The organism is Rhizobium sp. K102 (assembly GCF_022385315.1).
Taxonomy (GTDB): Bacteria; Pseudomonadota; Alphaproteobacteria; order Rhizobiales; family Rhizobiaceae; genus Rhizobium; species Rhizobium croatiense.
In genome coordinates this window covers 172,841-196,700 of record NZ_CP092435.1, presented here as the reverse complement: position 1 = coordinate 196,700, position 23,860 = coordinate 172,841, and the positions used below count along the sequence as shown (strand labels likewise).

At 63.6% G+C, this 23,860-nt stretch carries 22 protein-coding genes and 1 pseudogene; 17 read left to right on the top strand and 6 right to left on the bottom strand.

Translation table 11 applies throughout. From position 1 onward, the window contains the following. Nucleotides 1-54: 54 nt before the first annotated feature. The 3 genes from repC to repA form a co-directional block, all read right to left on the bottom strand. Entirely contained in the window at nt 55-1,269 is a 1,215-nt protein-coding gene (gene repC / locus MHI61_RS04880; protein WP_239789752.1) for a plasmid replication protein RepC, read from the bottom strand. 156 nt (nt 1,270-1,425) lie between these two features. Further along, nucleotides 1,426-2,421, bottom strand: a complete 996-nt coding sequence (repB, locus tag MHI61_RS04875) for a plasmid partitioning protein RepB (protein WP_239789751.1) — start codon at nt 2,419-2,421, stop codon at nt 1,426-1,428. Beyond that, nucleotides 2,418-3,614 carry a plasmid partitioning protein RepA gene (repA, locus tag MHI61_RS04870; RefSeq protein WP_239789750.1) on the bottom strand — a complete coding sequence of 399 codons (1,197 nt, stop codon included), beginning with the start codon at nt 3,612-3,614 and terminating at the stop codon, nt 2,418-2,420. Before repA ends, repB begins: the two co-directional genes overlap by 4 nt. 201 nt (nt 3,615-3,815) lie before the next feature. On the opposite strand from repA, the gene cobF reads away from it, so the two are divergent. The 5 genes from cobF to MHI61_RS04845 all read left to right on the top strand — a co-directional run bounded on the left by cobF (nt 3,816) and on the right by MHI61_RS04845 (nt 8,158). After that, on the top strand, nt 3,816-4,580 hold the full coding sequence (gene cobF, locus MHI61_RS04865; RefSeq protein ID WP_239789749.1) for a precorrin-6A synthase (deacetylating): 765 nt from the start codon (nt 3,816-3,818) through the stop codon (nt 4,578-4,580). A gap of 71 nt (nt 4,581-4,651) precedes the next feature. Further along, the gene (gene cobG, locus MHI61_RS04860) at nt 4,652-6,034 is read left to right on the top strand and encodes a precorrin-3B synthase (protein ID WP_239789748.1); all 1,383 of its coding nucleotides are present in this window, start codon (nt 4,652-4,654) and stop codon (nt 6,032-6,034) included. Nucleotides 6,035-6,036: 2 nt separating this feature from the next. Beyond that, entirely contained in the window at nt 6,037-6,669 is a 633-nt protein-coding gene (locus MHI61_RS04855; protein WP_239789747.1) for a precorrin-8X methylmutase, read from the top strand. Beyond that, a complete protein-coding gene (locus MHI61_RS04850) occupies nt 6,666-7,397 on the top strand; it encodes a precorrin-2 C(20)-methyltransferase (RefSeq protein WP_239789746.1) in 732 nt (243 codons plus the stop codon). Before MHI61_RS04855 ends, MHI61_RS04850 begins: the two co-directional genes overlap by 4 nt. Then, nucleotides 7,394-8,158: a precorrin-3B C(17)-methyltransferase gene (locus MHI61_RS04845; RefSeq protein ID WP_239789745.1), complete on the top strand. Its 765-nt coding sequence runs from the start codon at nt 7,394-7,396 to the stop codon at nt 8,156-8,158. Before MHI61_RS04850 ends, MHI61_RS04845 begins: the two co-directional genes overlap by 4 nt. Here MHI61_RS04845 and MHI61_RS04840 read toward each other — a convergent pair. Next, nucleotides 8,122-8,891: pseudogene (locus MHI61_RS04840) on the bottom strand (cobalt-precorrin-6A reductase). The gene MHI61_RS04845 and the pseudogene MHI61_RS04840 overlap by 37 nt on opposite strands. Between MHI61_RS04840 and cbiE the strand changes: the two are divergent. Both cbiE and cobM read left to right on the top strand, forming a co-directional pair. Further along, entirely contained in the window at nt 8,890-10,122 is a 1,233-nt protein-coding gene (cbiE, locus tag MHI61_RS04835; RefSeq protein WP_239789744.1) for a precorrin-6y C5,15-methyltransferase (decarboxylating) subunit CbiE, read from the top strand. The pseudogene MHI61_RS04840 and the gene cbiE overlap by 2 nt on opposite strands. Before the next feature lie 4 nt (nt 10,123-10,126). After that, complete coding sequence (cobM, locus tag MHI61_RS04830) at nt 10,127-10,885, top strand: precorrin-4 C(11)-methyltransferase (RefSeq protein WP_239789743.1); 759 nt, start codon at nt 10,127-10,129, stop codon at nt 10,883-10,885. 84 nt (nt 10,886-10,969) lie between these two features. Here the strand turns inward: cobM and MHI61_RS04825 are convergent, their stop codons facing one another. Then, nucleotides 10,970-11,782, bottom strand: coding sequence for a TIM barrel protein (locus tag MHI61_RS04825; protein ID WP_239789742.1), 813 nt, complete (start codon nt 11,780-11,782; stop codon nt 10,970-10,972). A 162-nt stretch (nt 11,783-11,944) separates the two neighbouring features. After that, entirely contained in the window at nt 11,945-12,973 is a 1,029-nt protein-coding gene (locus tag MHI61_RS04820) for a LacI family DNA-binding transcriptional regulator (protein WP_239789741.1), read from the bottom strand. A 131-nt stretch (nt 12,974-13,104) separates the two neighbouring features. Here MHI61_RS04820 and MHI61_RS04815 point away from each other — a divergent pair, with 131 nt between their 5' ends. The 10 genes from MHI61_RS04815 (at nt 13,105) to MHI61_RS04770 (ending at nt 23,856) form a co-directional block, all read left to right on the top strand. Beyond that, nucleotides 13,105-14,193 (top strand): fatty acid desaturase family protein, encoded by a 1,089-nt coding sequence (locus tag MHI61_RS04815; RefSeq protein WP_239789740.1) that lies wholly within the window; start codon nt 13,105-13,107, stop codon nt 14,191-14,193. Nucleotides 14,194-14,215: 22 nt separating this feature from the next. Then, nucleotides 14,216-14,530 (top strand): MocE family 2Fe-2S type ferredoxin, encoded by a 315-nt coding sequence (locus MHI61_RS04810; RefSeq protein ID WP_010028639.1) that lies wholly within the window; start codon nt 14,216-14,218, stop codon nt 14,528-14,530. A gap of 10 nt (nt 14,531-14,540) precedes the next feature. Continuing rightward, a complete protein-coding gene (locus MHI61_RS04805) occupies nt 14,541-15,764 on the top strand; it encodes an FAD-dependent oxidoreductase (protein WP_239789739.1) in 1,224 nt (407 codons plus the stop codon). A gap of 25 nt (nt 15,765-15,789) precedes the next feature. Then, a complete protein-coding gene (locus tag MHI61_RS04800; RefSeq protein WP_239789738.1) occupies nt 15,790-16,605 on the top strand; it encodes a 3-methyl-2-oxobutanoate hydroxymethyltransferase in 816 nt (271 codons plus the stop codon). A gap of 341 nt (nt 16,606-16,946) precedes the next feature. Beyond that, nucleotides 16,947-17,876, top strand: coding sequence for a hypothetical protein (locus tag MHI61_RS04795; protein ID WP_239789737.1), 930 nt, complete (start codon nt 16,947-16,949; stop codon nt 17,874-17,876). Nucleotides 17,877-17,945: 69 nt separating this feature from the next. Then, nucleotides 17,946-18,917, top strand: coding sequence for a quinolinate synthase NadA (gene nadA / locus MHI61_RS04790; protein ID WP_239789736.1), 972 nt, complete (start codon nt 17,946-17,948; stop codon nt 18,915-18,917). Next, nucleotides 18,914-20,455, top strand: a complete 1,542-nt coding sequence (locus MHI61_RS04785) for an L-aspartate oxidase (protein WP_239789735.1) — start codon at nt 18,914-18,916, stop codon at nt 20,453-20,455. Before nadA ends, MHI61_RS04785 begins: the two co-directional genes overlap by 4 nt. Beyond that, nucleotides 20,433-21,359 carry a carboxylating nicotinate-nucleotide diphosphorylase gene (gene nadC / locus MHI61_RS04780; protein ID WP_239789734.1) on the top strand — a complete coding sequence of 309 codons (927 nt, stop codon included), beginning with the start codon at nt 20,433-20,435 and terminating at the stop codon, nt 21,357-21,359. Before MHI61_RS04785 ends, nadC begins: the two co-directional genes overlap by 23 nt. Before the next feature lie 297 nt (nt 21,360-21,656). Beyond that, entirely contained in the window at nt 21,657-23,609 is a 1,953-nt protein-coding gene (locus tag MHI61_RS04775) for a BTAD domain-containing putative transcriptional regulator (protein ID WP_239789733.1), read from the top strand. Between the two features lie 103 nt (nt 23,610-23,712). After that, complete coding sequence (locus MHI61_RS04770) at nt 23,713-23,856, top strand: hypothetical protein (protein ID WP_239789732.1); 144 nt, start codon at nt 23,713-23,715, stop codon at nt 23,854-23,856. Nucleotides 23,857-23,860: the final 4 nt, after the last annotated feature.

Genomic DNA, 23,860 nt, shown 5'->3' with positions numbered 1-23,860 from the left:
GGCCGCATATCCTTCTAACCCTCGCAGCTGGCGCGAGGCTTTTTGGCCACCCGGTCACCCGGTTCTCCTCGCCAGCGGACCATTTGCCCGCATCAACGCCATCAGCATCGGCCCGAGCGAGAATTCGCCGCGCTCCGCCCGCCGGGTCAGGTCGCGCAGATAGCCGCCGGCCGAGTTGATATGGCCGCCTCGTTCCAGAATGCAGGCGATCACCGTGGCGGCGTTTTCCGGCCCCATGATATCGCAGGCCAGTTGATAGGCGCTCGGGCTGACGCCCAGCGTCGAGCGGACGATGACGGCCGCGGCCATCAGATCCCGCCAGCTGCCGATCCCGCCGCCCGGCCCATAAGCGGCGATCTCGGGGCAGGCCTGCAACACCATGGCAAGCGGGAAGGACTTTGGCGGCTCCCGCCACGCCCGCGGTTCTTCCTCCGGCTTTGCGCCCTGCTTCGTTTCGAAGCTTGGTTCAAGTTCAGATATTAGGTGTGGGTTTGAATTATGTATGTGCCGACCGTTTTGGCTGTCATTGGCGTCTGTTTTTTCTGTTTTCGTTTTCGATTCCAGCGTCTTGATGATCATTCCGCGGAACGTCTCGAGATCCGTCAGCAGACTTCTCATCTCCGCCGCCGACGGACGACGCGGCAGGCTGGCCGACAGCAGATTGAAATGCTTCTGCATCTCGATCCATTCGCCCGCAATTTCCTCTTCCAGCGCGATCTCGATCAGCTTGGCGATGTCACGCCGGCAGAGCGTCAGGCGCTCTCTCAGGCGCTTCCATTCGAGCCTATCGGCCATCACCTGAGCCGCCTGCGCTTCGATCTCGCCGGCGCGGGCAAGAAGCGGCGCCAGGCTGAAGCCGAAGGCCTCGCCAAACCCGCCCTCACCGTTGCGGCGGGCAAACCGTTTGCCGTTCGGACTATCGCGCCGGATGATCAGGCCGGCTTCCACCAGCATTGCCAGATTCCGCCGCAGCGTCGTGCCGGCCATGCCATGCGTGCGCAGCGAGAGCTGCTCATTCGAAGGAAAAACGACGAAGCCGTTGGCCTCGGCAATCTCGTTCTTCGGATAGAAGGTCAACAACGCGTTGAGAACGGCAAGCGCACGATCGGATACGCCGATCAGGTCCTTTGCCTCGCAGAGCGAGCGAAAGATCTTCCACTTGTCGACCGATGTGTCCGGATCGACCTTGCTGGCGCTTTCCTGGCTTGCCAGCATGCCAAGCGTCATCGATCGCCGCCCAAAGGGCGTCGATACATATTGAGGCTCCATGTCCCTCACCTTCTTTTCAAGGCAAAAGAAATCTTACCACCCAAAAGGATGCCGAAGATGCTTGACAGTGATTCGAGGAAGTGCGATTCTCAGATTGTCCAGATATGAGAAAGGCTTCCGCGACGGCAACGTTCGGAGGCTTTTTTCTTTTGCGGCCTACTCTCCTGCTTGCAACTTGCCGGCCCGATAGGCTTCGTAAAGCTCATCGAGACGGCGTGAAATGTAAGCGCCGAAATCCGGCGCATCGCCTGTTTTCAACGCGATCGTGAAAGAATTGCCGGCGCTTCTGATTCGGCCGGCAATTTTGCCGCCGCTCTTCGGCTTCCACTCATATTCCATGGGCTCCGGCTTCGCCTCTTTCCGGGCGAGCTCGGCAACCAAAAGCTCGAAACGGCGGTCGCTCTCTTCCGCCATGAACTGTTCCGAGCCGATAAGCTTCGCAAGCCGCGCCGCCGTCATCCCGTTCCAGTCCTGGGCCAGCGCCATCCATTTACGCCGCCCAATGCCGGGGGCAGCTCCCACGGAGCGGACGATCTCGGCCGGGATGGCTTTTGCGACCGACAACAGCTTCGACAGCTCCGTCTTGTCGGTCGACAGCGCCTTCATGATGACAGGGCGCTCAAACCCCTTGAGCTCGAGATTGAAGGCGAAGACGGCGCGTTCGATATAGGAAAGGTTCCGGCGCGCCGAGTTCTCGATACCCTGCGCGATGACGACATCGGTATCGTCGAGCTGACGGACGATCGCCTGCACTTTGCGTCCGAGCAGCCTGACGGCCTGCAGGCGTCGATGGCCGTAGGCGATCTGGTAGCGGGCCTCGTCATCAGGATGGCGACGAACCAGAACCGGCACTTCCTGGCCGTTCTCGGCAATCGACTGCACCAGCTCGTCTTCCATATCGAGCGGCTGGTCGGCAAGCCGGTCGCGCACGAAGGAGGAATCGATCAGATCGGGATCGAGTTCGACGATGCGTTCGCCGGAGAGAAAGGCCTCCTGCATCGCCCTGCTCTCTTCCTCCATGCGCCCGAGGGTCAGCGCCATCGTCCGGACCGGCCCCGCTGATCCGCGCGAAGAAGACTCTTCGTAGTTGGCCGCGGCCAACTCCTGCGCCGTATCGTCGAAAAGACCTTTGAGGCGATCGCGTCTGCTCATGTCCTGCCCCAGGCTTTGTGAATGCCGGCGAGAACCTCGCCGTTGGCGGCATTGACCGATTCCAACGCCCGATCGTAAGTCGAGCGGCGCACCTGCCCCTTCTCAATTTCGAAGAGCGTCTGCTTGGTCAGGCCGGCATCGGCAATCGCCGTCGACTTGAGAATGGTTGCCGTCAACACGTCATCACCGAACAGGCTGCGCAACAGCGCAACGATCTGCGACTGCGGTGCATCGAAAGGTTCGTGGCGGGTGACGACATATTTGATGAAGTCGTGCTGCAGGTCGCCGCCGGCCTTGCGAACGACGGAGAGCAGATCCGAGGTCATCAGCAGGAACTGCGACATGGACGCGACGTCGACCATCTGCGGATGGATGGTGATGAGCAGCGATGTGGCGGCGCAGACGGCTCCGAGGGTGAGATAGCCGAGCTGCGGCGGGCAATCGATCACCACCACGTCGTAATCCGCCTCAACCTCGGCAATCGCCACGCCGACCCGGCGGAAGAACAGCTCGGCCGGCTTCTGGCGATCATTGAGCGCGCGCGGCGTCTCGTGCTCGAACTCCATCAGCTCGAGATTGCCCGGCACCAGATCGAGCCCGTCGAAATAGGTCTTGCGGACAATCTCCTTCAGCGGCTTGCGTCCGGCATCGTAGCGAATGGCGCCATAGAGCGTATCGCCGTCGGAGAGATCGAATTCGGGCTGCACGCCGAGCATCGAGGAGAGCGAGGCCTGCGGATCGAGATCGATGGCGAGCACCCGGTAGCCCGCCAGCGCCAGATACTGCGCCAGATAGAGTGTCGTCGTCGTCTTGGCCGAACCGCCCTTGAAATTGGTCACGGCCACCGTCTGCAGCTTCTCGCCGGGACGCCGCCAGGGAAGATAGCTGAGCGCATCCTTCGGCTTCAGCTTCGCCATATAATGGCGCAATTCATTGATCTGGCCGAGCGTATAGGAGCGCCTGCCATTCGGGGAAAGTTCCGGCTGCGGCCCCTTGCCATCCAGCGAGAGCTGGCGAAGATAGCCGTCGGAAACGCCGATCATCTGAGCGGCCTCGCCGGAGGAGAATGTGCGCAGCGTCTTCTGCGAAAGCGGCGGAAACAGCTTGTCGCGCAACAGCTTCAATTGCCGCGAAAGCTGGTTCGCATGCCGCTCGATCCGCACATCTGTCGTCGATACGCTAATGTTGTCCAAAACACCCAATCCTTTTCGATGCGCTTTTCTGTCAACATAGCGTCAAAAAGCGTATCGAAAGTGACACGATTCGGGATTTCCGGCAACAATAGGGGCCAGGGCCTCATCGGCGGCCCGGTTGGCCGCGGCCAACTCCCTGCCCTGCCCTTGCGGCGACCCGGCTTTTTCGGCAAGACCGCCAGGAATCATGGGAGTATCGGCGTGAAGCACATCCATATCATCGGCATCGGCACGGGCAACCCGGAGCACGTCACCATACAGGCAATCAATGCGATGAACGCCGCCGACGTGATCTTCCTGCCGCTCAAGGGCGCGGCCAAGGAAGAGCTTGCCGAGGTCCGCCGCGAGATCTGCGAGCGGTATATCACACGGCCGGGGATCCGGATTTCAGAATTCGCAGTGCCGCAGAGACAGACGGCGGACAGAAGCTACGCGCAAAGCGTCGACGCCTGGCATGGCGAGATCGCCAATATCTATGCAGAGCTGATCGCCGGCCTGCCCGAGGATGGCAGCGGCGCCTTTCTGGTCTGGGGTGATCCCAGTCTCTACGACAGCACCATCCGCATCATCGAACGGGTGCGGCAGCAAGCCGACCTGGATTTCGATTACAGTGTCGTTCCCGGCGTCACCAGCATCCAGGCCCTGGCGGCCAGCCACAAAATCCCGATCAATCTCGTCGGCAAGCCGATCGAAATTACCACGGGGCGCCGGCTGGCGCGGGAGGGGCTCCAGGCGCCCACGACGGTCGTCATGCTCGACGGCGAACAGGCTTTTGCGAAAATTGACGACCCAGATGCCGAGATCTTCTGGGGCGCCTATCTCGGTACCGAGGACGAGATCGTCCGATCAGGGCGGCTCGGCGATGTCGCGACCGATATCCTCACCCTCAGGAGCGAGGCCCGGCAACGGCATGGCTGGATCATGGACATCTATCTCCTGCGCAAGGGACGGGATTTCGAGGAATAGCCGGCCGACCGTTTCCATCATGTTTTGCCGCGTCTGCCGCGATCATGTAAGACACGGACAGAGGATTAAGAATGGGCAGTGAGACCGCCAAGGCGATCGACAGAAGAGACGCGACGGACGGCCGTGATCGCGCGGCGGCGAAGAAGCGCGCGCGCGGCGCCTGCCCCGCCCTTGCCGCGCCGATGCCGACCGGTGACGGCCTGCTCGTGCGGCTGCGGCCGGCCGGCGGCGCGTTGACGCTCTCGCAATTCTCCGCCCTTGCTCGCTCGGCTGCGGCGCATGGAAATGGTATTCTCGAGATCACCGCACGCGGCAATCTGCAGATCCGCGGGCTGCGGGCCGAGACGGTCGGACAGCTCGCTTCCGATATCGATGCCGCCGGGATCACCGTGCCGGACGGGCCGGCGATCGAGATCTCGCCGCTGCATGGCATCGACCCGGAAGAGGTGAGCGATCCGGCCGCAATGGAACTGGCCCTGCGCAGCAAGCTTCAGGAACTGCTCGCCTCGCCGCGGCTTGCGCCGAAACTGTCGATCGTCATCGACGGCGGTGGAACCTTCGGCTTGTCGGCGCTTTCCGCCGATATTCGTGTCGTCGCACTATCCCAAGCGCATTGGCTTGTCGCCATCAAGGGCGATGGTGCGACCGCAACCCCGATCGCGGCCGGTCCTGCGGAGGCGGCCGTCTCGGCCGTAGGCGAAATCCTGGTTCTGCTGGCAATGCTCGGGCAGGGCAGTCGGGCACGGGATATCGATCCGGTGCTTCTGCAAACACATTTTCCCGCCACGGCCGCTATCCGATCCACTCAGTCGTGCTCGGCAAGGATGCCGCTACCGGGCCTGCATAGGCTGACGGACGGCAAAGCCGTGCTCGGCGTGCGGCCGGAATTCGGCCAGACAAGAGCGTCCGACCTGACCGCCCTGCTCGATCTCGCCAAAGCCTCCGGCGCAACGGCCATCCGGCTGGCGCCGGGTCGCGGTTTCTTCTTCCTCGGCCTGCCGGCAGAGAGAGTGCCGGCGATCAGAGCCGCGGCCGCCCAATATGGCTTCAGCGCGCAACCTGGCGAGAAAGCGGAGCATATCGCCGCCTGCGCCGGCGCCGGCGCCTGCGGCTCCGCCTTCTACGAGACACGAACGCTGGCCCGCCGCATCCTGGCCGCGGCACCCGACCTGTTCGACGGCTCGCTGACGCTGCATCTCTCCGGCTGTGCCAAAGGCTGCGCGCATGTGCGCCCGGCGCTGACCCTGACCGGCACGGCTGAAGGTTACGATCTCATCCTCAACGGGTTGGCAATGGACTGGCCGGATGAACGGATCGCTGGCGGACGGATCGATTTCGCTATAGAGAGGCTCGCCCGCTCCATCGAAGATAACAGAGGCGCTGGCGAATCGACCGCCGCCTGCCTTACACGGCTTGGCGCAACCGGCGTTTCGAAGGCGCTGCGACAGGAATAGGAATGCCAGACTACGATTATATCCGCAGCGGCGACGCGATCTATGAGCGTTCCTTTGCGATCATCCGCGCCGAGGCCGATCTTTCGCGCTTCACCGAAGAGCAGGCCGAGATCGCCGTGCGCATGATCCATGCCTGCGGGCTGGTCGAAGCGGCGGAGCATTTTGTGTTTTCCGCCGATGTCGTCAGCGCGGCGCGCCGGGCGCTGAAAGGTGGCGCACCGATCTTCTGCGACGCGGAAATGGTCGCTCAGGGCGTTACCAGGGCACGGCTGCCGGCGATGAACGAGGTGATCTGCACGTTGCGCGATCCCGCCACGCCGGAGCTTGCGGTTAAGACCGGCAATACGCGCTCGGCCGCCGCCATGCATCTGTGGCTCGACCGGCTCGGCGGAAGCATCGTCGCGATCGGCAATGCGCCGACGGCGCTGTTCCACCTGCTCGAACTCCTGCGCGACGGCGCCCCGAAACCCGCTGCCATCCTCGGCATGCCCGTTGGTTTCGTCGGCGCGGCGGAATCGAAAGATGCGCTGGCGGAAAATTCCTATGGCGTCCCCTTTGCCATCGTGCGCGGCCGGCTCGGCGGCAGCGCCATGACGGCGGCCGCCATCAATGCGCTGGCGAGGCCGGGCCTATGACAAAACAAGGCCGCCTGATCGGCGTCGGCACGGGTCCCGGCGACCCGGAGCTCCTGACCCTTAAAGCCGTCCGCGCTATCGAAGATGCCGACGTCATTGCTTACTTCGCCAAAGAGGGCAGGGGCGGCAACGGCAAGGCGATCGTCGAGCCACTGCTGAAATCCGGCGTGACGCTGCTGCCGCTCTATTATCCCGTCACCACCGAGATCGACAAGAACGACGAGCGTTACCGGAGCCTGATCACCCAGTTCTATGACCGGTCCGCCGAGGCAATCGCCGGCGATCTCGATGCCGGGCGCACCGTCGCCGTGCTCAGCGAGGGCGATCCGCTGTTCTACGGCTCCTACATGCACCTGCATGTCAGACTTTCCCAGCGCTACCCGACCGAAGTGATCCCCGGCATCAGCGCCATGTCGGGCTGCTGGTCCTTGGCCGGCATGCCGATCGTCCAGGGGGATGACGTGCTATCCGTACTGCCCGGTACGATGGCCGAGGCCGAGCTGACGCGTCGCCTGGCCGATACGCAAGCCGCCGTCATCATGAAGGTCGGCCGCAATCTGCCGAAAATCCGCCGGGCGCTGGAAACTGCCGGACGACTCGGCGAAGCCGTCTATGTCGAACGCGGCACCATGGCGAATGCGGCCATGGCAAAGCTTGCCGACAGGGCCGACGGCGATGCGCCGTATTTTTCGCTCGTCCTGGTGCCGGGCTGGGAGGGCCGCCGATGAGCGGCGCACTTTTCGTAATCGGCACCGGTCCCGGCAATCCCGAACAGATGACGCCGGAGGCATTGGCCGCCGTCGATGCGGCGACCGATTTCTTCGGTTATGGACCCTATCTCGACAGGCTGCAGCTCCGCCACGATCAGCTGCGCCATGCCTCGGACAATCGCGAAGAGCTCGACAGGGCAGGGGCGGCACTTTCGATGGCCGCCGACGGCGCCAAGGTCTGCGTCGTCTCCGGCGGCGACCCCGGTGTCTTCGCCATGGCTGCGGCCGTTTGCGAGGCGATCGAGAATGGGCCGGCCGCCTGGCGTGCGGTCGATCTCACCATCCTGCCCGGCATTACGGCGATGCTGGCGGTGGCGGCAAGAGCCGGGGCACCGCTTGGCCACGATTTCTGCGCCATCTCGCTGTCTGACAATCTAAAGCCTTGGAATATAATAGAAAACCGCCTCGTGTTGGCGGCCAGGGCCGGCTTCGTCATCGCCCTTTATAATCCGATCAGCCGGGCGCGGCCCTGGCAGCTCGGCGAGGCCTTCAAGCTGTTGCGCGACCATCTGCCGGCAATGACACCGGTCATATTCGGCCGCGCGGCCGGACGGCCGGACGAACGTATCGCCCTACAGCCGCTGTCGCAGGCGGATGCCTCGATGGCCGATATGGCGACCTGCATCATCATCGGTTCGGCCGAAACGCGGATCGTCACGCGGCCCGGCAGGCCGGACCTCGTCTACACCCCGCGTTTCATGGCGGAGGGGAAGAGGTGATCGATCGCCGCCAGCGCCGCCTCGACCGTTTCGACCGTCTTGACCGTGGACGCCTCAGCACGCGTGACCATCATCACCTCGATGCCGAGCAGGCGGGCTGCCTCGATCTTCGCATAGGTGGCGACGCCGCCGCTGTTCTTGGCAATGATGACATCGATATGGTGTTGCCTCAACAGAGCCAATTCGCCTTCCAGCGTGAACGGACCACGATCGAGGATATAATCGACATTCGCAAGCGCAAGCGGCGGCTCGACGGGGTCGACACTGCGAACGAGATAGTGATGCTGTGCTGCCGCTTCGGCATAATGCGCACCCTGCCGGCCCGTTGCCAGGAAAACATGGCGGGGGAGGGGCCAAGCGCCTCAATGGCCGCCGGAATGCTCCGCACGTCCCGCCAATGATCACTCGGCAGGCGCTGCCATTCGGGACGACGCAGAGCGATCGCGCTTATGCCGGTGGCCTCGGCAGCATGGGCGGCATTGGCGGAGATGCGCTCGGCGAAGGGATGCGTGGCGTCGATCAGCAGCTCATATCCGCCCGCCTTCAGGAAATCGGCGAGCGCCGCGGCGCCGCCGAAACCACCGATTCGAACCGGAACCGGCTGCGCAGCCGGTTTTTCGGTGCGACCGGCCAGCGACAGAAGAACGTCGCAATCGTCGCGCGCCGCGAGCGCTTCGGCCAGCAGGCGCGCCTCGCTGGTGCCGCCGAGGATCAGAATGCGAGGTCGTCCCATGTCTGATCTCTCTCCTCCCGGCAATCAGCCCTGGCTGACTATTATCGGCATCGGTGAAGATGGTCCAGAAGGGCTGGGCGAGGAGGCGAAAAGGCTGATCGCCAGCGCACCGGCCGTCTTTGGCGGCGCACGGCATCATGCGCTGGCGGCGCCGCTGATATCAGGTGAGAGGTTTTCCTGGCAGAGCCCGTTCGCGCGCTCGATCGAGGCCATCCTTGCAAGGCGCGGCACGCCGGTCGTCGTGCTCGCCTCCGGCGATCCGTTTCTCCATGGCGTCGGCGCAACGCTCTCCCGCCACTTGGCGGTGGAAGAGATGCGTACCATCCCGGCGCCCTCGGCCTTCAGCCTTGCCGCCTCGCGGCTTGGCTGGCCGCTGCAGGACATCGCGACGATTTCGCTGCATGGCAGGCCGATCGACCTGATCCGGCCGCATCTGCACCCTGGACGGCAGATCATCGCGCTGACGTCGGGCGAGAACGGGCCTCGCGAGCTGGCAAATCTGCTTACCGCCGATGGCTTCGGTCAGTCACAGCTTACCGTTCTCGAGGCGCTGGGCGGCTCGCGGGAACGGCGCAGAAGCGCGATCGCCGCGGATTTCGATCTTGCGGACATCGATCCCCTCAATGTCTGCGCCCTCGCTGTCGCGGCAGGGGAGGAGGCGCGCATTCTGCCTTTCGTCGCCGGGCTCGAGGACGAACTGTTCGAGCATGACGGACAGATCACCAAACGCGAAATCCGGGCGATGACGCTGTCGGCGCTCGCGCCGCGGCACGGTCAACTGCTCTGGGATATCGGCGCCGGTTCCGGATCGATCGGCATCGAATGGATGCTTGCCGATCCGTCGCTGAAGACGATTGCCATCGAGCAATCGCCGGAGCGGGCGGCGCAGATCGCCCGCAACGCATCCGCCTTCGGCGTGCCGGGTCTCGCCGTCATCGAAGGCACAGCACCCGGCGCGCTTGTGGGCCTGCCGGAGCCGGATGCGATCTTCCTCGGCGGCGGCGGCAGCGAAGCTGGCGTCATCGATGCCGCGATTGCGGCGCTGAAGAGGGGAGGGCGGCTCCTCGCCAATGCCGTGACGCTGGAGATGGAAGCCGTGCTGCTCTGCGAACACGCAAAGCGCGGCGGCTCGCTCACGCGCATCGAAATAGCGCGTGCAGGCGCCTTAGGCGGCATGAGCGGCTGGCGGCCGGCCATGCCGGTGACGCAGTGGCGCTGGACGAAAGGATGACGGAATGACGGTGCATTTCATCGGCGCGGGGCCGGGGGCGGCGGATCTAATCACGGTGCGTGGCCGCGATCTCATCGCCCGGTGCCCGGTCTGTCTCTATGCCGGTTCGATCGTCTCTCCCGAACTGCTGCAATATTGCCCGCCGGATGCGCGCATCGTCGATACCGCACCGCTGTCGCTCGACGAGATCGAGGCGGAATATCTCGCCGCCGCGGCCGCCGGGCAGGACGTCGCAAGGCTGCATTCCGGCGATCTTTCGGTCTGGAGTGCGGTGGCCGAGCAGGTGCGCCGGCTGCGAAAACACGGCATCGCCTATACGATGACGCCGGGTGTTCCGGCCTTTGCCGCCGCAGCCTCCGTGCTCGGCCGCGAGCTGACGATCCCGGCCGTGGCCCAGAGCCTGGTGCTCACTCGCGTTTCCGGCCGCGCTTCGCCGATGCCGAATGACGAGACGCTGGCGAAATTCGGCGCCACCGGCGCCACGCTGGCGATCCATCTGGCAATCCATGCATTGAAGCAGGTGGTGGCGGAATTGACACCGCTCTACGGCGCCGACTGCCCGGTCGCGATCGTGGTCAAGGCCTCCTGGCCGGACGAGCGCGTGCTGCGCGGAACACTCCGCGATATCGAGGCAAAGGTTGCAGCCGAACCGATCGAACGCACGGCGATCATCTTCGTCGGCCCATCGCTTGCGGCAGAGGATTTTCGCGAGAGCTCGCTCTACGACCCCGCCTATCAGCGCCGGTTCAGGGGCCGCGAGTAGAGTGATACGGTCGGCCGCTCGCCCGGCCGACCATATCGACAATCGTGGCGACGCTTCATGACAGCGCCGCAGGTCTTTGCCGTCTCAAACTCGTGCGGTGAGATGATCCATGCTGGCGCGTAGCGCTGCAGCCGGATCCTTGACCGCATGCACGTCGGCTGCGAAGGGTTCGAAGGAGAACGGACCCTTGTAGCCCGCCTGCTGCAGCGCCTTGATCTGCCCGGCATTGTCGAGCCGGTCGTCACCGTCGACGAGCACGCGGTGGGAATCGCGCATATCGGCAACCGAAACAGAGGGGTCGCTGACGCCGGAAATGTGGACGAGACCAGCAAGCTCCGGGAAGGTCGCTGCTTCGCCGGCAAGGTGATGGTGGAAGGTGTCGTGGACGAGCTTGAAGGTCGATTGCGTGCCGAGTTCCTTGATCGCCTCGGCCGCCTCGGTCTTCGAGCGCAGCGAGCAGATTTCGAAACCGAGCGGCTCGACGAGGCCGATGATGCCAGCCTCATCAAGCATCGGCTTCAACGCCGTCAGGGACTGGCGCAGGTTGGCCTGCCGTTCGCCATCGGCGCAGCCGGTACCGTCGTTCTTCGGAACGAGGACGAGCGCCTTGGCGCCGCAGGCGCTGGCATAGTCGATCAGTTCCTGCGCTTCGGCAGCCCGGGTTGCATTCCATTCGTTGAAGCGCTGCAGCGCATTGATCGAGATGATAGTCAGCCCGTGGCTCTTGGCGGCTTGCTTCATCGCCTCGGGTTTGGTGCCGTCGAGAATGGCGTTGCCGGAAAGGTCGTTGCGGATCTCGACCTCTCCGATGCCGAGCGACTTTGCCAGCACGAAGAAATCATCGATTGGGAGCGACGGCGCGGTCATATGGTTGAGCGCAAAGCGGATCGAAGTCATGGCTGGCAGTTCCTCCTCGTCTCCGCGTCGTTGCGGAGCAGTCCTCGTGAATGGGTCCAGGAATCTCTATCGGAATTTGCCTGGCAATCCATCCGTCATCGCCCACGCTTCGCTCTCATCGCTGAAAGAATTTCCGTCGGAATGATGGAATTCCATCATTCTTCAGATGTTCTCTGAGATATGAATATCGAAAGGCAGGAAGATCTGCCCGGGAACAGCGGTTTCGCCGTTTTCGATCGCGCTCCTCATCAGGGCCATTAGCTCCTTGCAGAGTGCCGGCAACGGAGTGCCGATCGCCATGGCAACGATTTCGTCGGCAAGACCCGCCTTGCTATCGGGCGTCAGCTCGTTGACCACGAGGACGATTCTGCCGCCGACGTCCTCTTCGCGGATCGCCGAGATCGCACCTTCCATGCCGCCGCCGCAGACGTAAAGGCCGACGAGATCGGGATTTTTCTCTAACAGTGTCAGCGTTGCCTCGTGGGTGATCTCCGGGGTATCCAGGTTGATCAACGTATCGATGACGTCGAATTCAGGCGCGTTTTCACGAAAATAGGAACGAAAACCGATCTCGCGCAGCTCATGTCCGTGAAAACGGTGGCTGCCGACGAAACAGGCGACCTTGCCCGGCACCCGGACAGTCTTGGCAATCACCCAGGCGGCGGTGCGGCCGACCTTGCGGTTGTTGACGCCAATATAGGCATTGCGTACCCCTGAGGCGAAGTCGGAAAGCAGCGAAAAGATGGGAATGTCTCTTTCCCTCAGTTCCTCGATTGCCGCCGTCACCGCAGGATAGTCTGGAGCGACGAGAGCGATGGCCTGATTGCGGGCGCCGAGGGCCTTGAGCTTCTCGACGATCGCTGCCGGTGTCGAAGCGGAGGGATAGTCGATCTGGATCTGGAGACGGGCGGTGGTCACGGCACGCGCCGCCACTTCGATCTCGCGAGCGAAAGCCTGATAGAAGGGTTGCATCGGCTTCTGTAGCAGGAAGGCCAGCCTGTATTGCGGCAGATCCTCGAAGACACGTTGTCGGATAAGGCCGACGGCATGATAGCCAATCGACTGGGCCGCGTCGTAAACGCGCCGCGCCGTTTCCTCCCGCACGCGGTGGCGGCCGTTGAGAACCCGGTCGACGGTGGCAACACTGACGCCCGAGGCGCGGGCGAGATCGGAAATGGTGGGACGGCGCATGAACGTTCCTGATAGATTCAATCACGGATGCAAGCCACTTATGATGGCTTTTGATAGATTATATCAAGCCTGCATTGAGGGCCCGCCAAAGTCAACCTATTCTGATCGGCAAGGGCAACGGGAGGCAGATAATGGCGACCCAGACAAAGAAACGCGACTACGATCTGCTCGGCGAAAGCGGCCGCACCGCCGTCGAGATGGGGCTGGCGGCAGCGCAATGGTACCACACCGATATTCCGCGCAAGGAGATGAAGGCGCTGATGCAGCGCTCCGATGCGCCGGCGATCCGTGACACGGTCATCTGGCTCGGCAGCATGGCGGTTCTTGCCGGGCTCGGCATCTATTTCTGGGGTTCATGGATCGCCGTGCCCTTCTTCCTCGCCTATGGCGTGCTTTACGGCTCGGCCTCCGACAGCCGCTGGCATGAATGCGGTCACGGCACCGCTTTCAAGACGCGCTGGATGAACGACGTCGTCTACCAGATCGCCTGCTTCATGATCATGCGCAATCCGGTGACCTGGCGCTGGAGCCATGCGCGCCATCACACCGATACCGTCATCGTCGGCCGCGATCCGGAAATCGCTGTGATGCGCCCGCCGGACCTCCTCCGGCTGGTTCTCAATTTCTTCGGCATCCTTGATGTCTGGCACGCTGTCATCGACATGCTGCGCAACGCTTTCGGTGTCGTCAGCGCCGCGGAAACGACCTTCATTCCCGAGATGGAGCAGCCCAAAGCGATCCGCATCGCCCGCATCTGGCTGGCGATCTATCTCGCCACGATCGCCGTCGCAATCGCCACCGGCTCGATCCTGGCGCTGATGCTGATCGGCCTGCCGCGTCTCTACGGCGCCTGGCACCATGTGCTGACCGGGCTCCTGCAGCATGGCGGGCTTGCCGACAACGTCATCGATCACCGGCTGAACAGCCGCACCGTCTATATGAACCCCATCAGCCGTTTCATCTACTGGAACATGAATTACCACGTCGAACATCACATGTTCCCGATGGTGCCCTATCACGCGCTGCCGAAGCTGCACGCGATGATCAAGCACGACCTGCCGGCGCCGAACCCGTCGATCCTCTCCGGCTATCGCGAGATGATCCCGGCCTTCCTGCGCCAGCTGCGCAACGAGGATTATTTCCTGAGGCGCGAACTGCCGGCCACCGCGCGGCCCTATCGCGAGGAATTCCACAACGAACTGGCGCCGGCGGCACAATAATCGAAAATCGAGGAGGACAAAGATGAGCGGAAACTGGATCGAAGTCTGCGGCAAGGACGAGATCGACGAAGAGGATGTCATCCGCTTCGATCATGGCGGGCGCACCTTTGCGGTCTACCGCAGCCCCGACGACGAGTTCTTCGCGACCGACGGGCTCTGCACGCATGAACATATCCATCTCGCCGACGGCTTGGTGATGGATGAGATCATCGAATGTCCGAAACATAACGGCCGCTTCAACTACAAGACCGGCGAAGCCAAGGGCGCCCCGGTCTGCGTCAATCTCAAGACCTATCCGGTCAAGGTCGAAGGCGACACCGTCTTCATCGCTGTATAAGGAGGCGGACGTGGCTCATTTCGTCATCCTGGGTGCGGGCGAATGCGGTGCCCGCGCCGCCTTCGCCTTGCGGGAAAAGGGTTTTGACGGCGAAATAACGCTTGTCGGAGCCGAACCCCTGCACCCCTATGAGCGGCCGCCGCTTTCGAAGGCGGGTTCCGATGCGAGCGATCCGAAATTCATCGTTGCCGCGGAAAAATACGCCGAAAACCACATCCGGCTCCTGACCGGCCTGGAAGCTACGAACTTCGATCCCGCCTCCAGGACCGTCACGCTTTCGAATGGCACTGCGCTTCTCTACGACAAGCTGCTGCTGGCGACGGGCGCAGCCGCGCGATCGCTCCCCGGCGCCCCGGAGGACAGTCCGCATATCCGCGCGCTTCGGACCCATGACGATGCGGCGGCGCTGCGCGAGGCCATGAAACCAGGAGGGCATATCGCCATCATCGGCGGCGGCTTCATCGGCCTGGAGCTTGCGGCGACGGCGCGCCTGCTCGGCGCGAAGGTCACCGTCATCGAGGGGCTGGAACGGGTGCTGAAGCGCGGCGTGCCGGAGGAGATCGCTCATCTGCTCACCGAGCGCCACCGCGCCGAAGGTGTCGATATCCGCTGCGGCGTCTCCATCGAGGCGCTGACGGCGGAAGGCGGGAAAGCCCGCATCCGATTGTCGAGCGGCGAGGTGATCGAAGCCGATCTTGCTCTCGTCGGCATCGGCGCGCGGCCGAATGTCGAGATCGCGCAAAGGGCGGGGCTGACGATCGAAAACGGCATTGCCGTCGACACCTGCCTCCGGACCTCGGCGCCTGACGTTTTTGCGGCCGGCGACTGCTGCTCCTTTCCGCTGCCGATCTATGGAGACCGGCGGGTGCGGCTCGAATCCTGGCGTAGTGCCCAGGAGCAGGGCACATTGGCCGCGGCCAACATGCTCGGCCTCGACGAAGCCGTTTCATCGGTGCCGTGGTTCTGGTCGGATCAATACGACATGACGCTGCAGATTGCTGGCCTTGCCGAAGGGGCGGCCACGCATTACCGCCGCGACCTCGGCACCGGCGCCTTCATTCTTTTCCATCTCGATGCCGACGGACGGCTGATCGCCGCCAGCGGCATCGGCCCGGGCAATGCGGTGGCGCGCGACATCAGGCTTGCGGAAATGCTGATCGCCGCACGCACCCACCCCGCCCCGTCGGCGCTGACAGCCGCCGACGTCAAGCTGAAATCCCTTCTGGCCGCCTGAGCCGTCGACATTTTCAAAGGAATTGATGATGAAAAAACATAAGCGTGCAACCGTCGCCGATCTGCTTTCGGAAAAAGGCAAGCGCCAGCTGACCATGCTGCGCGTCACCTCGCTGGAAGAGGCGGAAGCCGCCGAAAAGGCGGGGATCGACATCGTCTCGGTGCCGCCATCGCTGCTCGGTCCGGTCTTCCGCGAGATCGCCCCGACGCCCTTTGCCATTCCGGGGCTCGAATATGGCGAGCATGTTTCGGCCGAAGATTATCTGCGCGCCGCCTTCGCGGCGCTGAAGGCCGGCGGCGACGCGGTCTATTGTGCCGCCAGCCTGCAGATCGTCCGGCGCCTGCGCGATGAGGGCATTCCCGTCTGCGGCCATCTCGGGCTGATCCCGTCGAAGGCGACCTGGACCGGCGGCTTCCGCGCCGTCGGCAAGACGGCGGCGAGTGCGGCCGAAATCTGGCGGCAGACCAAGGCGCTGGAAGAGGCCGGCGCCTTCGCTGCCGAAATCGAAGTCGTGCCGGGCGATGTCGCTGCCGCCATCAGCAGCAATACTTCGATGCTGATGATCTCGATGGGGGCCGGCAGCGGCTGCGATGCCCAATATCTCTTCGCCGACGACGTGCTTGGCGCCAACCGCGACCACTATCCCCGCCATGCCAAGGTCTACCGCAACTTCGCCGCCGAACACGACCGGCTGCAGCGCGAACGCATCGCCGCCTTCACTGAATTCGCCGATGATGTCCGAACCGGCGCCTACCCGGAAAAGCGCCATCTCGTCGGCATCGAGGAAAGCGAATTGAAGGCTTTCCTGGATCGGCTGGCGAGTGAGACGGGGAATGGCTGAGCGTCTGTTCTTGCCTTCGCTTGCGCTCAGCGCATTCGCTCCTATCGTCGCTCACCCCCTCATCTGCCTGCCGGCATCTTCTCCCCGCTGGGGAGAAGGGGGATGTCGCAGCGTCTCGCCCTCCTAAAAGGTTCGCTTGTAGAAAACGAAGCTTGCATCTTGCTCCCCCTTCTCCCCAGCGGGGAGAAGATGCCCGTAGGGCAGATGAGGGGGGGGTGAGGAGCGCCCGCGACGAACGCCTTGAGCGCAAGCGAAAGGCATCTTCGCGAGAGACCGAGAGATGTGGAAGGCCCGCGAAGTGGCTTCCGCTCCATTGGCTTCCGCTCCCGCCTGTGTCAGGAATGACCCATTCGGAACGGAGTATTCGGCCCCCTGTGACGATCGGCTTTGCGCATGCGGAACTGATTGCAGTGCTCGTCGCAGTGACGGGGGATGAGCCGCGCGTGATGACCATCCGTTCCGGCGGCGCGCTGCCGTCAGGTCCCTTCGAAATGGGCCATCGCACCCTGCAATCAGGCCTGCGCGAGTGGATCCAGGAACAGACGGAGCACCCGGTCGGCTATCTCGAGCAGCTCTATACCTTCGCCGACCGCGACCGGAACAACGACATCCCGGGCGGGCGGACGATCTCGATCAGCTATCTCGGCCTCGTCAACGAGCAGGCGGGCGCCGGCCGGCCGGGATGGCACGGCTGGTACGACTATTTCCCCTGGGAAGACCATCGGCAGGGCCGCCCGGCCGTGCTGGATGAGATCATGACGCGCCTCGGAAGCTGGGCGGATGACGATCCGGCCCGGCGCGACCATCGCCACCGCCGCGCCGATTTCACCTTCGGCCTCGATGGCGGCGGCTGGAACGAGGATCTGGCGCTGCAGCGCTACGAACTGCTCTATGAAGCCGGGCTCGTGGCCGAAGCCGGATGTGCTGGTGAAGCCAATCTCGGCCGGGCGATGTTTGCCGACCATCGCCGGATTCTCGCGACCGGGATCGCCAGGCTGCGCGCCAAGATCAAATACCGCCCCGTCGTCTTCGAGCTGATGCCGGAGAGCTTTACGCTTCTGCGGCTGCAGCGCACCATCGAGGCGCTCGCCGGACTGACATTGCACAAGCAGAATTTTCGCCGGCTGATCGAACAGCAGGAACTGGTCGAGGAGACCGGCGACACGGAAAGCGAAACCGGCGGCCGGCCGGCCAAGCTTTTCCGCTTCCGCCACACCGTGCTCGAGGAACGGGCGCTCGCCGGAACGAAATTACCGCTCTCCCGCAATTGACATATGCTCAGAACGAGAATATCTCTTTGCCCACGATATGCTCAATTAGAGCATAATTAGGAGCCGGTCATGAATCACCCTGTTTCCGCATCCTCGCTCTACGAGCGCGTCAGCCGCGTCATTCCCAAAGCCGAATGGATGGCGTTCGAAAATGATGTCGACGCCATCCTCGAGCTCAAGCGCCGCCGCAACGCCGTCATCCTTGCGCATAATTACCAGACGCCGGAGATCTTTCACGGCGTGGCCGATATCGTCGGCGACAGCCTGGCGCTCGCCCGCAAGGCGATCGAGGTCGATGCCGACGTGATCGTGCTCGCCGGCGTGCACTTCATGGCCGAGACCGCCAAACTGTTGAACCCTGAGAAAACCGTGCTGATCCCGGATCTCGGCGCCGGCTGCTCGCTGGCGGATTCGATCACACCGGAGGATATCGCGCTGTTGCGCCAGGCCCATCCCGGCGTGCCCGTCGTCACCTATGTCAACACCTCGGCCGCGGTGAAGGCCGCCTCCGATATCTGCTGCACCTCGGGCAATGCCAAACAGGTGGTGGAATCGCTCGGCGTGCCGAAGGTGCTGATGATCCCGGACGAATATCTGGCGCGCAACGTCGCCCGCGAGACCGATGTCGAGATCATCGCCTGGCACGGCCATTGCGAAGTGCACGAACTTTTCACCGCCGACGATGTCCGCCAGCTGCGCGAAAACCACCCCGGCGTGACGGTGCTCGCCCATCCGGAATGCCCGCCCGACGTTGTGGCCGAGGCCGATTTCGCCGGCTCCACCGCCGTGATGTCGGACTACGTCGGCAGACAGAAGCCGGCGCGTGTGGTGCTACTGACAGAATGCTCGATGAGCGACAACGTCGCCGTGCACCATCCCGACGTCGAGTTCATTCGTCCCTGCAATCTCTGCCCGCATATGAAGCGCATCACCCTCGCCAATATCCGCGCCGCGCTCGAGGAAAACCGCCATGAAGTGACGGTCGATCCGGCAATCGCCGCAGCGGCGCGGCGCGCCGTCGAAAGGATGCTGGCGATATGAGCGAACGTCTCGATCACCTTGCCGGGCGCACCGTCATCGTCGGCAGCGGCCTGGCCGGGCTGATGACCGCACTGACGCTGGCGCCGGAGCCCTCCGTCATCGTTACCCGCGCTGCCCTCGGCACACAGACCTCGAGCGCCTGGGCGCAAGGCGGCATTGCCGCCAGCATCGGCGCCGACGACAGCGCGGCGCTGCATCTGGCCGATACGCTTGCGGCCGGCGACGGGTTCTGCGATCGGATCGTCGCGGCCGGCATCATCGCCGAGGCGCCGTCGGCAATTGCAGCGCTGGAACAGGCAGGCGTGCGCTTCGACCGCAATGCGGCGGGAGAATTCTCGCTCGGACTGGAGGCGGCCCATAATCGCCGCCGCATCGTCCATGCCGAAGGCGACGGCTCGGGTGCGGCAATCATCGCCGCCTTGGTGCGGGCCGTGGCGCAGACGCCCGCCATATCCGTGCTCGAAGGCTTCGAAGCGCGGCGGATTCTGATGGACGGCGACGAGGTCACCGGCCTGCTCTGCGCGACCGCGGGTAAAGCCGCCATCCTGCCGACCGGAAAGGTGGTGCTCGCCACCGGCGGCATCGGCGGCCTTTATGATGCGACCACCAATCCGCTCGGCAATTTCGGCCAAGGGATCGCGCTCGCGGCACGGGCAGGTGCCGATCTCGCCGACATGGAATTCGTCCAGTTCCATCCGACGGCGCTCGATTCCCGCCGCAGGCCCTTAGCGCTGGTCAGCGAGGCGGTGCGCGGTGAGGGGGCCCTGCTCGTCAACGAACGCGGCGAGCGGTTCATGGCCCGCATCCCGGGCGCCGAGCTTGCGCCGCGCGATGTGGTGGCGCGCGCCATCAGCGCCGAGATCGCCCGCGGCGACAGGGTCTTCCTCGATGCTCGCGACGCGCTCGGCAGTCGGTTTGCCACACGCTTCCCGGTTATCGCAGCTCTTTGCGGTGAAGCCGGAATCGATCCGGCGAAAGACCTCATTCCGGTGCGCCCGGCCGTTCACTACCACATGGGCGGGATCGCGACCGATGCCAACGGCCGCAGCTCGGTTCCCGGCCTCTGGGTTGCCGGGGAGGCAGCCTCGACCGGCCTGCACGGCGCAAACCGGCTGGCCAGCAATTCACTGCTGGAGGCGGCGGTGATGGGCATGCGGGCGGCGCGCGACATAGCGGGCATGCCGGCACGCACCGGCAGTCCCTGCCAATCTGAAAGGCTGCCGGTGTCGACCGACGCATCGCTTGTCCGGCCGATCGTCTCGCGCCATCTCGGCGTGCTGCGCAATCGGGATGCCGTGCAGGACGCGATCGCTGCCCTGCTGCCGCTTGCCGAAAGTGACGGCCCTGCCGCCGATCCGGCCATCGTCGCGCTGTTGATCGCCGTCTTTGCCGGCCTGCGGATGGAATCGCGCGGCGCCCATGCCCGCACCGATTTTCCGCTGAAGCTCGCCGATGCGCAACGCCGACGGATGCGCCTTTCCCAGGCGTTGGAGATCGCCCGCGCAACCCCGCCCTATGCCCTTGCCAGGAGTGCCTGAGATGAGCCTCGTTCCCCTTCCGCGCCTGATCGTCGAGCCGCTGGTGCGGGCGGCCTTGATCGAAGATCTCGGCCTCGCCGGCGACATCACCTCCGCATCTGTCATCCCCAAGGATCACCGCTCGACAGTGGTGATGGCCGCCCGTCAGCCGGGCGTGATCGCCGGTCTCGACGCGGCCGAACTCGCTTTCACGCTCGTCGATCCCGAGATCGTCCTGCGACGCCATGTCGAGGATGGCGACGCGGTCAAACCAGGCGACGTGATCGCCACCATCGAAGGTCCGTCGCGCGGCCTGCTCACTGCCGAGCGCACCGCGCTGAACTTCCTCGGCCATCTCTCTGGCATCGCCACCGTGACGGCCGAGATTGCCGCCGCCATCAGCGGCAGCAAAGCTTCTGTCGCATGCACGCGCAAGACGACGCCGGGGCTGAGGGCGCTGGAGAAACATGCGGTGCGGGCCGGCGGCGGCATGAACCACCGTTTCGCCCTTTATGACGCGGTGCTGATCAAGGACAATCACGTGGCGATCGCCGGCGGCGTTGCCGAGGCGATCCGCCGGGCGCGGGCCGGCGTCGGCCATCTGGTGAACGTCGAGGTCGAAGTGGACAGGCTCGATCAGCTGCATGAGGCGATGGAAACAGGCGTCGATGCCGTCCTGCTCGACAATATGACGCCGGATCAGCTGCGCGAGGCCGTCGCCATCGTTGCCGGCCGGGCGATCACTGAGGCATCCGGCCGGGTGACGCCGGCAACAGCCGCCGCAATTGCGGCCTCCGGTGTCGACCTTATTTCCGTCGGCTGGCTGACGCATAGCGCGCCGGTCCTGGATATCGGACTCGATTTCGTCGAGGCGACCGCGACCGAAAAAAGTCCGAAACGGGTTGCGCAGGTGCTAACTATCTAATTTAGAACAGGATTTAGATTTTAGGCCGATCCGGCCTAAAATCATCCTGTTCTACTCTGCCGGCTATGAAGGCCAGCGGCGGCTCAAACAACTCGCCGCCTCAGAACGCCCACAGCACCTCATTGGGCAAGTGTTGGCGAAGCATCTTTCCGGCGAGCGACGCGCGAAAATGCAAATATTCGCTGAAACTTCTTCTCTTTATAGCAAAAACCGCTATGCGCGGCGCTCTTATAGCTCTAACATGTTTACGCGACCGCTACGTTTGCGCGCCATGGCTTTCAGGGGTGAGAACCGGGGATGCAACGGACATCCGGACAGATGTCGAAGAACAGGCTGTGCCTGCTCGGAAGACCGAGGCTGCTGGCAGCGGGGAGGGAACTCCCCTTGCCGGAGAAGTCTTATTTTCTCCTCGCCATGCTCGCCGCCGAAGCCAATCTCGAACTCGACCGCGAAACCGTCAGGCGACAGCTCTGGCAATCGGAACTGCCGGAAAAACGGGCCGGCAGCCTGCGCCAGCTGTTGTCGCGCATTGAGCAGAGTATCCCCGCCGACCTTCCGCCGCTGCTTGCCGCGACCCGAACCCATATCGGGCTTGCGGATGGCTGGGAGGTCGACGTTCACATCCTGAAGCAGAAAGGGCCGCTCGCCCCCGAAGACAGCGATTTGCTGAACGGCGAATTGCTGGAAGGCGCCAAATCGCCGACGCAAGGCGCCGAGGACTGGCTGACCTTTGAACGCCAGCGCATCGACGAATGGCGCTCGGTCCATCTGACCCGGCTGATCGAAACATCGGAAGACCGGTCGGATGACGAGCAGGTCGCGCTTGCCAAGCGCCTGTTGGAACTCGACCCTGCCAGCGAGACGGCCTATCGCGCCCTGATGCGCCTCTATGTCAGGATGAACGATCCGGCCGCGGCCCGTCAGGCCTATCTGAAGTGCAAAAGCCAGCTGAAGGACGACTTCGATACCGAGCCGGAGGAAAGCACCACTGCGCTTGCCCGCGAGCTCGGCCTGGTCCCGGCAGCACAGGCAGCCGCGGCCGAGCGCCCTTCCGCGCTCGGTGGCTTCGCCGATGCGCTCGGCCAGCCGCGGATCATCATCCTGCCGCCCGAAAGTATTTTTACCGATCCGCTGATGGAGCGCGTCGGCAGGGCTCTTCTCGAAGATGTCACCATCGGCCTCAGCCAGCAGCGCGGCTTCAAGGTGATCGCAGCCCATACGAGCCTCGAGATCCTCAGTCGCTCGGTCGATCCGGCGCGCGCCGTCCCCGGCCCCCTCGACCTCAGCTTCGATTATGCGGTCTACGTGACCATCCAGGGCCGCGACGAGGATGTTTATGCGACCTGCCGGCTGACGCGGACGACGACGTCGGAGGTGATCTGGGCGCTGGAACTGCCGCTGGTCATGCAGAAGATCAGCGAATCCTTCGCGCATCTGACACGGCGGATTGTTTCCTCGCTCGCCGACACGATCGAGCGCCACGAACTGGTGATGCCGATCGGCGATGCGCCGCCATCCGCCTACCGTCTCTATCTGGAAGGTAAGCGGCTGATCGCCCAGACCGACCTGCAGCATCTGCGCCAGGCGCGCAAATGGTTCAAATCCTCGCTCAATCGTTACGAGAATTTCTCGGCCGCCCATGCCGGCGTGTCGCGCGCGCTCGGCATGGAATGGCTGATCCGCGGCATGCAGGACACCGACCTGCTCGACGAGGCGAATGGGGCCGCGCGGCTCGCCCAGCAATCCGACCCGAACAGCGGCCGGGCCTACCGCGAACTCGGCTTCGTGGCGCTGTACCGCCGCCGTTTCGACGAAAGCCTGGAATATTTCCAGCAGGCTCAGGATCTCAATCCTAACGATGCCGACATCCTCGCCGATTATGCCGATGCCCTGTGCCACTACGGTGACTTTGACAAAGCGCTGGATCTGAACAAGGCTGCTTTCAAGCTAAATCCCTTGCCCCCCGATTATTACTACTGGAATCGTGGCGGCATTCATTTCGATCGCGGAGAATACCAACAGACGATCGAAGCGCTTGAGCCGGTGAAGTCCAAACAGGCGACCGCCCGACTGCTCGCCGCCGCCCATGCTATGGCGGGCGACGTGAAAAAGGCCGGCACTTATGCCAAGGTTGTTCTGGAAAGTTTCCCGGATTTCCGCAGCGAAGACATTCGCCATTTCGTGCCCGATCGCGATCCCCGGTACACCGAAACGCTGATTCATGGCCTGCATCTGGCCGGACTTCCTTGATTATACGGCCTTTTAACGAAGCCTGTAACGCTTAAATGACGCAGGTAGTGTTCCCCTCCAATGGTTAACGGCAGCCCGGCTGCCTATCCATTGGAGATGGAAAATGAAAGCCACTGTTGAAACCAATGCCGCAATCCCCTCCCAGCCGCGTTTCTCGGCTGCAGCCAAGGCAGCGATGGAGCAGGATGAACTCAACATCACTGCGAACGCGCTGGAAAATCTGACACACGCCCTGAAGTTCCGCTGAGGAA

What these genes read in the sequence shown, in the direction of transcription:
- MHI61_RS04810 (WP_010028639.1), top strand. Translation starts at nt 14,216, where the DNA reads ATGAGCGGAAACTGGATCGAAGTCTGCGGCAAGGACGAGATCGACGAA.
- MHI61_RS04850 (WP_239789746.1), top strand. Translation starts at nt 6,666, where the DNA reads ATGACAAAACAAGGCCGCCTGATCGGCGTCGGCACGGGTCCCGGCGAC.
- MHI61_RS04800 (WP_239789738.1), top strand. Translation starts at nt 15,790, where the DNA reads ATGATGAAAAAACATAAGCGTGCAACCGTCGCCGATCTGCTTTCGGAA.
- MHI61_RS04845 (WP_239789745.1), top strand. Translation starts at nt 7,394, where the DNA reads ATGAGCGGCGCACTTTTCGTAATCGGCACCGGTCCCGGCAATCCCGAA.
- nadC (WP_239789734.1), top strand. Translation starts at nt 20,433, where the DNA reads ATGCCCTTGCCAGGAGTGCCTGAGATGAGCCTCGTTCCCCTTCCGCGC.
- MHI61_RS04795 (WP_239789737.1), top strand. Translation starts at nt 16,947, where the DNA reads ATGACCCATTCGGAACGGAGTATTCGGCCCCCTGTGACGATCGGCTTT.
- MHI61_RS04815 (WP_239789740.1), top strand. Translation starts at nt 13,105, where the DNA reads ATGGCGACCCAGACAAAGAAACGCGACTACGATCTGCTCGGCGAAAGC.
- cbiE (WP_239789744.1), top strand. Translation starts at nt 8,890, where the DNA reads ATGTCTGATCTCTCTCCTCCCGGCAATCAGCCCTGGCTGACTATTATC.
- MHI61_RS04855 (WP_239789747.1), top strand. Translation starts at nt 6,037, where the DNA reads ATGCCAGACTACGATTATATCCGCAGCGGCGACGCGATCTATGAGCGT.
- MHI61_RS04775 (WP_239789733.1), top strand. Translation starts at nt 21,657, where the DNA reads ATGCAACGGACATCCGGACAGATGTCGAAGAACAGGCTGTGCCTGCTC.
- MHI61_RS04770 (WP_239789732.1), top strand. Translation starts at nt 23,713, where the DNA reads ATGAAAGCCACTGTTGAAACCAATGCCGCAATCCCCTCCCAGCCGCGT.
- MHI61_RS04785 (WP_239789735.1), top strand. Translation starts at nt 18,914, where the DNA reads ATGAGCGAACGTCTCGATCACCTTGCCGGGCGCACCGTCATCGTCGGC.
- MHI61_RS04820 (WP_239789741.1), bottom strand. Translation starts at nt 12,973, where the DNA reads ATGCGCCGTCCCACCATTTCCGATCTCGCCCGCGCCTCGGGCGTCAGT.
- repB (WP_239789751.1), bottom strand. Translation starts at nt 2,421, where the DNA reads ATGAGCAGACGCGATCGCCTCAAAGGTCTTTTCGACGATACGGCGCAG.
- repC (WP_239789752.1), bottom strand. Translation starts at nt 1,269, where the DNA reads ATGGAGCCTCAATATGTATCGACGCCCTTTGGGCGGCGATCGATGACG.
- cobG (WP_239789748.1), top strand. Translation starts at nt 4,652, where the DNA reads ATGGGCAGTGAGACCGCCAAGGCGATCGACAGAAGAGACGCGACGGAC.
- MHI61_RS04825 (WP_239789742.1), bottom strand. Translation starts at nt 11,782, where the DNA reads ATGACTTCGATCCGCTTTGCGCTCAACCATATGACCGCGCCGTCGCTC.
- cobM (WP_239789743.1), top strand. Translation starts at nt 10,127, where the DNA reads ATGACGGTGCATTTCATCGGCGCGGGGCCGGGGGCGGCGGATCTAATC.
- nadA (WP_239789736.1), top strand. Translation starts at nt 17,946, where the DNA reads ATGAATCACCCTGTTTCCGCATCCTCGCTCTACGAGCGCGTCAGCCGC.